The following is a 12164-nucleotide window of genomic DNA, read 5'->3' on the forward strand; positions in this document are numbered from 1 at the left end:
GATTTGCACTCCACCAGAAGTGTTGGACCCGAAGTTTCCCCCGCCAAACGGGGTTTGCACCCCGCCAGCCGACCCGCCGAAGACGCTGCCCGAGCCGGAGCCACTGGGTTCGGCGGACGCGGAGGAGGCGGTGGCGACGCCGATTCCTAAGATTGCCGTGGCGGTGGCAGCAGCAAACAACGGCGCGGCGCGACGCATTGAGATGGTCATGGTTGAATTCCTTTTCCACAGATTCCGTTCGGCGTGCGATCCGGGGTTCGGATCGACTTCAAACGTATGCCGGGGATGTGAAGAACCGATGAGCGTGCGATATGCGGCCGGTGTGGTTTCTTGTCGAGCCGATGTCCTTCACCCCGGTTGTCGGAGGAATCGCCTCAGACACCTGGCAGGTGGTCGTCGCGCGACAACCACGTCGACGCCGACGGCGTCGGGTCGGGAACGACGGCGACGAGCAAGACGGAGGCGCGACGAACAGCAGCAGGATGATGTGCAAATTCAACGGCAAAGGCACGAGCTTTCGGCCCCGCTCGAACAACCGCCTTGCCAGCAAACCGTGATCGGCGTGCCCTACCGTGAACTCGTGAGCCCCACGGTACTGGTCGTCGACGACGAGAAGAAACTGCGGACCCTGGTGCGCGAATACCTCGAACGCGAGGGTTACGCGGTGCTCGAAGCCGCCGACGGCCAAACGGCCCTCGATCTGGCCCGGACCGCGGGCCCTGATCTGGTGCTGCTCGACCTCGGCCTGCCCCGCTTGCCCGGTGACGAAGTGGCCCGCCTGCTGCGAAAGGACAGCGACCTTCCAATCGTCATGCTCACTGCGAAGGCCAGCGAGAACGACCGAGTCGCCGGTTTGCGGCTGGGAGCCGACGACTACGTGGTCAAACCATTCAGTCCGCGCGAGCTGGTGGCCCGCGTCGAGGCGGTACTGCGCCGCAGTCGGCCTTCGGCCACCGAATCGTCCACCGATATCTCCTACGGGGATGGACGGCTACGCATCGACACCGATCGCCGCGAAGTGCGTGCCGGCGATGCGCTTGTCGAGCTCACCCGGAGCGAGTTCGATCTGCTCGCCGCGCTCGCGTCCCGGCCGGGACGGGCCTGGACACGGCTGGAACTCGTCGGCCGCATCCAGGGCCACGCATTTGATGCCTACGAACGCACCATCGATGTGCACGTGAAGAACCTGCGCCGCAAACTCAGCGACACCGCACCGTTCCAGGTGGTGGCTACCGTGCCGGGTATCGGCTATAAATTCGCACTCGACCGCGATGCCTAGCTTGCTACCCGGCCGGTTCGCCCGCCGGCTCGCCCTCGCCTTCGCCGCGCTCGGCGTCGGCTCCGCCCTGCTGACCGCGGTCCTGGTCAACACGGCCTTCGCCGGACGGTTCCAGGACTACCTCGATAAGCAGCAACACGCTCAGCAGGAGCAGCTGGTGGCGCTGTTTGCCGCCGACTATCGCCGCAACGATGCCTGGAATCCCGTCTCGCTGAACCGCATCGCGCCTACCGTGATCATGACCGGCTCTGAGGCCGAACTTCACGATGCGTCTGGTCGTCGAGTGTGGTCAGTGGCCGACGCCAACACTGATGCCGGCACACCCGAGATGCATCGCAAAATGATGGCCGCCGGTAGTCTCGGACCACCCCGCAGCTTGCCCGTTGTTGTCGCGGGCAGGCCGGTCGGCACCCTGGTCGTCCGCGTACCGCAGGGCTCAGTATCTACCGTAGACAAGGAATTCCATTCATCGGTCAACCGGCTACTGGTGGCCGGCGCGCTGATCGCGGCGTTGGTAGCGCTGCTCGTCGGCGTGTACACCGCCCGGCGCGCCACCAAACCCATCACCGAATTAACCAGCGCCGCCGGCGCTCTCGCCGCCGGACATCGGGACCGACGCGCCAGCACTGTTCCTAACAACGAAATAGGGCAGTTGGCAAAGGCTTTCAACACCATGGTCGAACACCTCGTAAAAGAGGATCAACTGCGCCGCGCTTTCACCGCGGATGTCGCCCACGAGTTGCGCACGCCGCTGGCAATCCTTCGCAGTGAACTCGAGGCCGTGCAAGACGGAATTCGCCAACCCACCGACGGCGTCATCCGCTCCCTGCATAACGAAACCCTGCGCTTGACCCACTTGGTCGCCGACCTGGAAGCGCTCGCGTCCGCCGACGCTGCCGCGTTCACCCTGGAGCGGCATCCGATTTCACTGACCAGCACCGTGGCCGACACCGCGGACTCGCTGGCCGGCAGATTCGACGAAGCTGCAATAGCCGTGCGCACCGACCTCGACATGGTATGGGTTGACGCGGACCCGGTGCGAGTTGCCCAAATCGTCGCCAATCAGCTGACCAACACGCTGAAGTTCGTGCCCGCCGGTGGGGCAGTCACCCTCACCTTGCACGAGATCGATGGATGGGCCGAACTCACCATCACAGATACCGGGTCCGGCATTTCGGCCGACGACCTGCCGCACATCTTTGACCGTTTCTATCGCAGTCGCACCGCGCGCGCCGACGGCTCCGGCATCGGACTGGCGGTCGTCGCCCAGCTGGTCAAGGCCCATGGCGGCACCATCACCGCCCACAGCACTCCTGGCCACGGCGCAACATTCATCACCCGACTTCCCGCCTTGCGGCAGAATGGCACAGCCCGGACGGCACGGGCCGACCAGCGGCCCACGGTCTGACCCGCGCGGCCTGTAGCGGCTTTTCAGCGAAGCGGTATCGATTCATCGCGGTCACCGAGTCACAGTGAGTGCCGACAATGGGTGATGAGCTGACGTGGGATGAGTGGCGGCTGCTCGCGGTGGTGGAATCCGTCGTTCGGTGCGCGTGCAGGCCGACTGGCCGACGAGGCGTTGGGCTAACCGTGCACGAAACTTCGGCGCATTGCCCACAAGGGCATTAGCCGGTGCCCGGCACCGTCCAACGACCGGACAAGACGCGCCACCCCACGAAACCCAATCGCACCACCATGAAGGTGCCCAAACCCGACCAGATCCCGGCGAGTCCCCAGCCAAAGATCAACGACAGCCAGATCAACGGCAAGAACCCGGCCGATGCGCTGATCAGCGTGGCGTTGCGGATGAACTTGGCGTCGCCGGCGCCGACCAAGACTCCGTCCAGGCTGAATACGATCCCTTGGATCGGCAGCTGGGCGATCAAGAACCACAACGGCACAGCGATCGCGTCCAGAACTGACCGGTCGTGAGTGAACAACGTGGGCAGTACCGGAGCGCCCAGGCCGAACACGAGAGCAAGCAACGTCGCGGCGACCAGCGAATACGCCGCCACATGCCGGGCCACCGACTTGGCGCGCACGGTCTGGCCTGCCCCCAATGCCGCGCCCACCAGCGACTGCGCCGCGATCGCCAGCGCGTCAAGCACCAGCACAGCTAAATCCCACAGCTGCAGCAGCACCTGGTGAGCGGCCACCGCCGCTGTGCCGAACCGGGCGGCCACCGCCGCGGCGGAGATGAAACAAACCTGGAACGACAGGGTCCGAACGATCAGATCGCGGCCCATCAGCACTTGGGCGCGCAGCACAGTGCGGTCGAGCCGCAGCGGCACCCGCTCGGCCAACAGCGCGCGCCCGAACAGCAATGCTGTCAGCAACTGGCCCACCAGGTTGGCCACCGCCGAGCCCGCCAGGCCCATGCGGGGCAAGCCCAGCCAGCCGTACACCAGCGACGGACACAGCAGTGCCGACAGCCCGAAACCGGCGACCACATAGCGCAGCGGTCGCGCGGTGTCTTGCACCCCGCGCATCCACCCGTTACCTGCCAGCGACACCAGGATCGCCGGGGCGGCCACGATCGCGATCCGCAACCACGGCAACGCCGCGCCGGCGATCTGCCCGCGTGCGGCGATCGCCGACACCAGCGGCGCCGCGGCGGCCTGCACCATGACGACGATCAGCGCGCCCAGGCCGAGCGCCAACCAGGTGGCCTGCACTCCCTCCGTGACTGCCGATGCCCGGTCGCCGGCGCCGAAGTGGCGGGCGGAGCGTGACGTCGTGCCATACGACAAGAACAGGAACTGGACTCCGACCAGGCCGAGCACCACGGCGCCGATGGCCAACCCGGCCAGGCTCACCGCACCCAGGTGGCCCACCACCGCAGTATCGAATAACAGGTAAAGCGGTTCGGCGGCGAGCACCGCGAGCGCCGGCAGGGCCAGGCCGGTGATGCTCCGCTCCAGGTCGCCGACGCGGCGGCTTCGCGGACCTGTCGGCGGCACAGCCGCCGGGCGCTCGTCAGGCAACTGCCGTGACCAGGGCAGTGACCATTTCGGCGGCAGGACCGGCGGATGTATCGCTGGCGGCCAGCATGTCCCCGCCGCCGAGCGTCGACATGATCGCGGCCGCATCCACCGCGGCTTTGGCCCGCATCGGCACCGACCCCTGTTGCGGCTCGGTCTCTATAACCACCGTCGCCACCTCGGGCTGTCGCGTGGTGCACACGATACCGATGATGCTCTCCACTTCCCCTGGGCGCGCGCCGACCACCGCCGGTTTCCGACCGCCGCATAGACCAGCTCGACCACCGCCGGCTTCGGGCAACCGTGGCGGCCGAGCCCAACACCCACGACAGTATCGTCAGGCAGGCGAACGCGGGGTTGTCCAGCGGTGTGGCCAGCCGATGTGCGCGGGGCAGGGCGAGCGAAACGACCCGGTGTCGGTCGTTACCCGTGGGAAATGAGTGCCACCTCAGTTTAGGGGCGCTCGGTCGCGTGGTGGTCGCCCGCCTACCAGCCAGGACGACTGTGGTCGGCGTCGAACATGATGGAGGTTTTTGCCCCTCAGCGTGCATGTTCGTCGTGGTGGCTGGGATAAAGCCCGGCCCCCGTAGCCGCACCAGGGTTCTTACCCTTGCTATGTCCGGCACTCAGGGCGCACATTGCGAGGCAGCGCATGACCGCTTGCGACAGGATTTTCGGCATCAGTAGTGCACGTGTCGCTGCTGAGCGATCCGGCGAGCTGAGATGACTCGCTACGCGGGCTCGACGACCGCTGCCACTGGAGCCCCGCGGGCGCCGCGACGGCGGTATTGCAGCATGATGACCGCGGCCAGAGCTAGGCAGGCGACGGCGGGGGGAATCAGCGCGTGGTCACCAATCCGGTTGCCAAGCAGCACGCCGGCGGCTGCGCCACCCACGAACAGCACCACGGTCGTCGTCAGCACGGTGGCCTTCCACTTGTCCACCCGGTGGCGGTGGCTGCGGCCCAAGAGCAGACCGAGGTCGGTAATCGTGCCGGTGAAGTGCGTGGTGCGAATCGGCATCCCCGGAAGATTGGACGTCATTCCGTTCTGCAGCCCGCATGCGCACGCGGCGAGGAGCGCTCTGCCGATCGGGTGCTCAACGCCAGCTGCGGCGAGCAGCAGCGCGGCTTCGGCCAGCAGGACGGCAGCGTGACGAGGGCCAGCAATAGTCCGTACGGCCGCCAGCACCGCACCCGCCGCAATGGCTCCGAATAGAAATCCGAACACGATCGCCGCGATCATCCGGCCCTGGTAGATAAGAGGATTCGTGCTATGCATACCCGCCTTGGTGGTTAAGGCGGTGAGGTTGCCCACCGGAAATGCCCACACCAAAAGGGCCACCGAATTGACGAATCCGGCGACCGCGGCGAGCAACCCGCTGTAGCCGAGCAGAACCACCCGCGGGATCCAGGTCTCGGGAATTGGCCAGGTTGGCATCGTCTCTACCCTGTCGGTGCTCGGTCGGCCACATACGCAAACACAGCAATGTTATCAAGACCCCAGGCGGGCGCGGAAACCTCGGCGCGGGGCTCGGCGGCCACTGTATTGCCCCATCCCAACCGACCCGCCGCCCCGCCGTGCCCGGAGCGACCCATTTGATGGTCATACTCCCCTTCCGTTCTCACGGAAGACCGAACAGCAGCGCCGTGTTACGCGTGGCAATTGTGCACTTCGCGATTCGCGTTCCTCGTTTTGCGACGGGTCCCGTCACGTGCACGCTATCCGCTGGCTTACTGGTGAGCCCGCGCCGGAGCTGCTAACCCGCACGAACTGTGCCTCGCTTACGCTGAGGGCGTCGAGATGGTGGATTAATTCGGAAGCGGAAGGGTTCGCGGATTGCCCGACGTCAGATACCCCGGCCAAACGAGATTCGCGTTCCGTTCCGGTGTCACCTGCTTGGTCACGCCCGCTGGAGCGGTGCTGCTGAATCCTCCGCGCAGCGAGAAGCTGACCCGATTGACCCCTGGCCAGCTACAGGCACTCAAAACGCTGAATCTCGGGCCGGCAACGCTGTCGGAGATACTCACGGCGACAGACGAAAGCGGTGTCGGCACGCTGATAGATCAGCTCGCCACGAGCGGTTGGCTGACGGTCACTGTGCGCGACGAAAAGAACGATTTTTACTCCATCCTGCCGTTCGAGCGGCCCGCAAAACGGCCGGCGCCGATGTCGCCACGGTCCTTCGCGCTATCGAAATTTGCTGTACTGCACCGAGACTCAGAGGGTTTCGTCCTTGAGCATCCGCTGGCGTGGTGTGATGTGCGCATTCACGACTCACGCCTGCTTGTCCTGCTCGACGGGCCTGCAGCAGACGTCTCAGGCGTGCCGAGCGCCGTCACCTCGCGGTTCATCGAGGATCTGCACTGGTGTGGCATCCTCACCAACCTCGGCGCCGAAGACAGCAGATTCGATGCTCTCAGCTGGAGCGCACCGGATCTGTGGTTTCACCGCCGCAGCACTCTGGGGCAACGCACCGTCACCTGGGAGCGTTTCGGCCCGACCAAGTGGGCGAAGGGTCGATTCCCACAGCCGCCCGCGCGCAGGACGAATTATCCGGGTGAGCCTATTGCCCTTCTGGTTCCCGATCTGGCGGCCAAACGAATGCAGGACCCGACTTTGACGGCCGTCCTCGAAGACCGAGTTTCCACAAGGACATTCGATGACGCCCGCCCGATTACTGTTGGGCAGTTGGCCGAACTGCTCTACCGCACAGCGCGAACGCGGAGAACCGAACTCGTCGCTGACGGGGAGGAACTCGTGTCACGCCCGTACCCTTCTGGTGGCAGTCTGTATGAGCTGGAGCTCTACCCTGTGGTGCGCAATGTCGCCGGACTCGAGCCGGCAATGTACCACTACGACTCGTTCGACCATGTCCTACGCCCTGTCGCTGGACCAGATTCGAAGGCCGTGTCCCAGCTGTTGAAACCGGCCGCAGCAACTCTCACCGGAGGTGCCGAGCCGCAAGTGCTCGTCGTCATGGCTGCGCGTTGCGGTCGCATCATGTGGACCTACGAGCAGATCGCCTATGCCGCCATCCTCAAAGATGTCGGCGTCCTCATGCAGACGATCTACCTGGCCGCGACCGCGATGGGCCTCGGCGCGTGCGCGCAAGGCTTCGGTGATACCGCCGCTTTCGTCGCGGCCACCGGTGTCGATGAACTACAGGAGTGCAGCGTCGGCAGTATCATCGTCGGGTCACCCGCCCCGAACTAGCCCTCGGCGAGAACCTCCTCGTCGGTCAATGCTGCGACGTCGAGGCAGTGGGGCGCGATGACGGGCAGGCATTCCGGCCTGCCACGCTGAGCTTCACCGGCGGGTCATTTCTTTTCCACTTTCTACGCCGGGCTTTCATTCAATCCAGCCGCGAGCGCGGCTATGCCCCATTGCCAGAGTTGCGTTAGCCGGTCGATGTCGGAGGACGCGAACAGGGCATCGCTCCAGAGCCAGTTAGCCGTCAGTTGCGGACCTTCGGATGTTCCCCGTACTGCCGCGGCTAGGTACAGCGCAAAACGCAGTGGCAGATCTGGCTCAGGGTCGACGGGCAAAACGTCGACTTGGTCGCCGGCAACTAAGGACCAGGGCTGATCCGTTCCACCGGCGAGGTCGAGGCGACCCAAGTAGCTGAACATGATCTGAGGTTCGACAGCATCCTGCAGTTCTGGAACATGGTCCACATAACGAAGCAGTCCAAAGTCCAGGCCTTCATTCGGAATCGCACTCAAATGGCCAGCCACCGAATCGAATAGCGCTCGGGCCGCCGCCGGATCGCTTGCTGCCTGCTCGGCGTCGACGCCTGACACACCCACTCCGAGCCGTACCGGGTATGCAGTCGTGAACCAACCGACCGTGTTCGTGGTGTCCGTGTCCAAAATGGCGTCAGCGCGCCCATGGACCTCCATCGTGACGAGCGTGCCAGCCGCCGAATCTTGTTCACGAGTACGCCGCCAACTCGCGACGGCCATCGTGAGCGCGGCCAGCAGGAATTCGTCCATGCCCTTATCTCTGGTGAGCGCAGTGAGCACGCGCTCAGTGACGTCGATCGGTATGAGCGCCCGTGTGACCCGCAGAGTCGACCACGTGTCACGGGTAGCATCAGGATGCCGCCTACCCAGCGCAGGATCGGGCCCTTGAACCTGGGCGTTCCAGTAATCGCGCTGGGCCTGCACTTCGGCGGTAGCGGCCCGCTGCCACATCAGCTCCGACCACCGTCGGTAAGAAGTAAACTCTGGCAATGTCTTTGGCGTTTCGCCCGATGTCAGTGAGCGCCAAGCTCCAGCGAGGTCGCCGAGAATGATGTGCCAGGACACCACGTCTACCGCAAGATGATGCGCGGTGATCAGCAGCAGCTCGCCGTGCACGGCCCCGGAAAACCACACCGCTCGCACCATGGCACCCGAATGGGGATCGATCTCCTCGGTGACCTTACGCGCCGAATCTGTTATGGCCGTGTTTAGTTCCTCGCGGGACGAATTGGGTAGCTCAACGCGGGTAAGCACATCAGTGGCACGGACGACGCCGGGTTCGCGCGTAACAAGGCGCGGTCCCCCGGCGGTCTCAACCAGAATCGATCGCAGAGTGTCGTGCCCGTCGAACAACAACTGCAGCATCGACTCGATTGAGGGGCGGTCGATTTCAGACGGCAATCGCAGCAAAACGGTATGGGTGAACCGGCGGTAGTTTCCGTACTCGTAGAGCCAGGACACCATCGGCAGGGGCAGAACCTCGCCGTATTCGACGGCCTCGAGGGCGGTGCCCGATTCGGCTGCTAGGTCCAACGCGTCCGCGAGTTGGCGAATTGTCGGTGCGGTGAATAGCATCCGGGGACTCAATGACAGGCCGTGCCGCCGCGCCTTATGGACCAACGAAATCGCCACGATGCTGTCTAACCCGAGCGAGAAGACGTCGTCGTCGACGTGTGGCACTACGCCGTTGAACTGTTCCTCGAATATTTTGCACAGCGATCGTTCGGTGTCGGTGGACGCCGATGCCGCCCCGCCTTCAGTGACACGCAAGAGCGCATCCTCGGCAAGCCGGTCCAATGCACGGCCATCCAGCTTGCCGTTCGCATTCACCGGCAGCTGAGGTATCGCCACGATTCGGGCGGGAACCATGTAAGGCGGCAGCCGTTCGGTGAGCGCGGTACGCAGCTGTATCAGGTCGGCAGCCACATCCTCCTGCCACACAACAAAACCCACCAGAATTGCGCCGGTCTCGCGACGCAGAACGGAAACCGCGGCATCGCACACCTGCGGCTGACCGCGCAGGGCCGCCTCGATCTCACCGATCTCCACGCGGTAGCCACGGATCTTGACCTGGCAGTCGCAGCGTCCCACATAGGAGTATCCACCGTGCGGCAGGCGACGTACCAGGTCACCGGTGCGGTACATGCGTTGGCCGGGACGCAGCGGGTCCGCCACGAAGCGAGCCGCGGTCATCGCAGACCTGCCGACATAGCCACGGGCCAGCTGCGCCCCGGACAGATAGAGCTCGCCTACCACACCGTCCGGCACCATCCGCAACGCCGAATCCAGGACGTAACCGACGGTTCCAGCGTTCGCGGTGCCGATCGTCGGCTTTTGGTATTCCGTGACCGGTGCCACCACCGCTTCGACCGTCGTTTCGGTGGGGCCATAGCAGTTGTAGACCGCGGTTGGCGACGGAGCGCGCAATTGCTCCCACAGCGCGGTATCGATTGCTTCACCGCCGAGGGCCAGCACCGAAAGAGAGTGGTCCAAAAGTCCCGCGGCACGCAGTTGCAGAAACATCGACGGGGTGGTGTCGATCATGTCGATCTGGTTGGCGGCCATCCCTTGCACCAGCCGGTCTGCGTCGCGCATCTCCTCGGCGTCGAACAGGTGGATCGCATGCCCGTCGAGTAGGCCCACCATGGGCTGCCAAGAGGCGTCAAAGCTCAGGGACCAGGCGTGGGCGATCCGCAGCGGGCGGCCCAGGCGTGCCGAAGCCGCCCGGTAGACACGGTCGCGGTGGTCAGCGAAATAGCTGAGTAAAGCGGCATTGGTGCCGATGACGCCCTTGGGTTCACCGGTCGAGCCCGAGGTGAAGATGACGTACGCGCTGTGCTCGGGGTGCCGGCGAACCGCCAAGCTGGCGGCTGCGCGTTGCGAGATGCGGCCGGCGGCAGCGGGTTCGTCGATCACCACTGTGTTGACCCGGCCGCTTACCAACTCCGTGTAGCCGGCTTCGGCGATGGCGAGTACCGGATTTGCTTGCCGCAAAATAGATTCGATACGAGCGTTCGGCAACGTGATATCGACCGGCAGATAGGCGCCACCGGCGGCGAGTACGGCCAGGATGGCGACGATGGAATTCGTCGAGCGCGGCAGCACCAGCGCAACGACTTTTTCCGGTCCTATGCCCCGTTCGGCCAACTCCCCCGCGAGCCGGCAAGCGTGCGCGTGTAGTTCGGCATAGGTATAGCAGTCACCACCGCCGGTAGTTAGGGCGACGGCATGCGGTGTGGCGTGGACCTGCCGCTCGAATGTCTCCCACACCGAGGTGCTCTCCGCAGTGGGTAGCGGCCGCGTCGCAAGTCCTTCGAACTCGGCGCGCTCCGCCGTGGTGAGGATATCCAGCGTGTCGGGGGTGTCGTCGCCAATATCGGGGAGTTGGCGCAGCACGGCGAGCAAGCGCTCGCCGATCTGGGAGGGCCGAAGATGCGGAAGTGCCTCGGGAATCGCCTCGACCAGTACCAACAGCGCGTCGTCTCGCATGTGCGAGACCACAGTCAACGGGTAGTGCGTGAGACTCTCCATCTCTACCGGACTGAACCGGGCTCCGTCTGGTGTGGTCACCGTCCGGATGGCGTCCTCGATCGGTGCGTTCTCGAAGACGAATAGCGAATCAAATAGGGTTCCCCGGCCATGCTCACGCTGGATTTCCGACAGGCTGAGATAACCGATGTCGCGCATCGCCGACGACTCGCGCTGCAAGCGGGCGCATTGCTCCACCACCGAGTCGGCGGTGCTCACCTGGTGCACCACCGGCACGGCGTTAATGAACAGTCCGACCATGGTTTCCACGCCGGGCAGGTTTTCCGGCCGGCCGGACACGATGGTGCCGAAAACGACATCGCGACGGTCGGTGAGCCTGCTGAGCACAACCGCCCACGCGAATAGCACCGCGGTGTTGAGGGTAAGACCGTTGCGACCCGCCCACTGTCGCAGCCGCACCGTATCGGCCGCAGGCAACAGCAATTCGGTCTTTTCCGGCACGCCCTCGCCCGCGGCGACGGTCCCATCCGCCACCATGAGCGGGCCGGACACACCCTGCAGATACGTCATCCACTGAGCGGTCGCGGCCGCCCTGTCCTGCTGGGCAAGCCAGACGATGTAGTCACGGTAGGGGCGCGGGCTCGGTAGCCCGTCGGTCGATCCTCCCGCCCGATACACGGTGAGCATCTCGGTGAAGAACACGGCGAGAGACCAGCCGTCAACCAGAATATGGTGGGCGGTGAAAATCATCCGGCGCCTGGTCTCGCCGGGAGTGCCAAGCACCACAACCCGCAATGCCGGTCCACGACTCAGATCGAACGGGCGGCGCCGCTCCGATCGTGCAATGGCATCGAATTCCGTTGGCGGTGCGAACCGTTCGGACCAGGGCAGCTCGGCCTGCATGGGCACGATCTGCACGGGCTTCGGTACATCACGATCCCAGAAGGCGGCGCGCAGATTCGGGTGTCGGACCAGCATGGCTTGAGCGCTGCGGCGGAGCAGCTCGAGATCGACTGGTCCGTCGACATCGACGACGAACTGCATGCTGTAAAGGTCGATACTGTCCTGCGCCAATCGGTATAACGCAAACAGCCCTTCCTGCAAAGGGCTGAGAGCGAGCACGTCCTCGATCTGCGGCGGAGCTGTGGTCACAAATACCTCACGGGTGCCG

Annotated in this window: 7 protein-coding genes; 3 read left to right on the plus strand and 4 right to left on the minus strand. The window is 64.7% G+C overall.

Going from position 1 to position 12164, the window contains the following annotated elements:
* The first annotated feature begins 553 nt into the window (after nt 1–553).
* Nucleotides 554–1279 (plus strand): response regulator transcription factor, encoded by a 726-nt coding sequence (locus tag AC5Y5B_RS24020; RefSeq protein ID WP_008257471.1) that lies wholly within the window; start codon nt 554–556, stop codon nt 1277–1279.
* Nucleotides 1272–2687: a sensor histidine kinase gene (locus AC5Y5B_RS24025; protein ID WP_008257473.1), complete on the plus strand. Its 1416-nt coding sequence runs from the start codon at nt 1272–1274 to the stop codon at nt 2685–2687. The genes AC5Y5B_RS24020 and AC5Y5B_RS24025 overlap by 8 nt, the downstream gene beginning before the upstream one ends.
* A gap of 217 nt (nt 2688–2904) precedes the next feature.
* On the opposite strand, the gene AC5Y5B_RS24030 is transcribed toward AC5Y5B_RS24025, so the two are convergent.
* The 3 genes from AC5Y5B_RS24030 to AC5Y5B_RS24040 all read right to left on the minus strand — a co-directional run bounded on the left by AC5Y5B_RS24030 (nt 2905) and on the right by AC5Y5B_RS24040 (nt 5699).
* Entirely contained in the window at nt 2905–4239 is a 1335-nt protein-coding gene (locus tag AC5Y5B_RS24030) for an MATE family efflux transporter (RefSeq protein ID WP_008257475.1), read from the minus strand.
* Nucleotides 4240–4255: 16 nt separating this feature from the next.
* Nucleotides 4256–4462 (minus strand): hypothetical protein, encoded by a 207-nt coding sequence (locus tag AC5Y5B_RS24035; protein ID WP_225331673.1) that lies wholly within the window; start codon nt 4460–4462, stop codon nt 4256–4258.
* Between the two features lie 529 nt (nt 4463–4991).
* Nucleotides 4992–5699 (minus strand): YoaK family protein, encoded by a 708-nt coding sequence (locus AC5Y5B_RS24040; RefSeq protein ID WP_008257479.1) that lies wholly within the window; start codon nt 5697–5699, stop codon nt 4992–4994.
* A gap of 399 nt (nt 5700–6098) precedes the next feature.
* On the opposite strand from AC5Y5B_RS24040, the gene AC5Y5B_RS24045 reads away from it, so the two are divergent.
* Nucleotides 6099–7475, plus strand: coding sequence for a SagB family peptide dehydrogenase (locus AC5Y5B_RS24045; RefSeq protein ID WP_170320569.1), 1377 nt, complete (start codon nt 6099–6101; stop codon nt 7473–7475).
* A gap of 122 nt (nt 7476–7597) precedes the next feature.
* Here the strand turns inward: AC5Y5B_RS24045 and AC5Y5B_RS24050 are convergent, their stop codons facing one another.
* Nucleotides 7598–12145 carry a non-ribosomal peptide synthetase gene (locus AC5Y5B_RS24050; RefSeq protein ID WP_008257484.1) on the minus strand — a complete coding sequence of 1516 codons (4548 nt, stop codon included), beginning with the start codon at nt 12143–12145 and terminating at the stop codon, nt 7598–7600.
* Nucleotides 12146–12164 lie beyond the last annotated feature (19 nt).

Source organism: Mycobacterium sp. NGS33 (assembly GCF_059812885.1).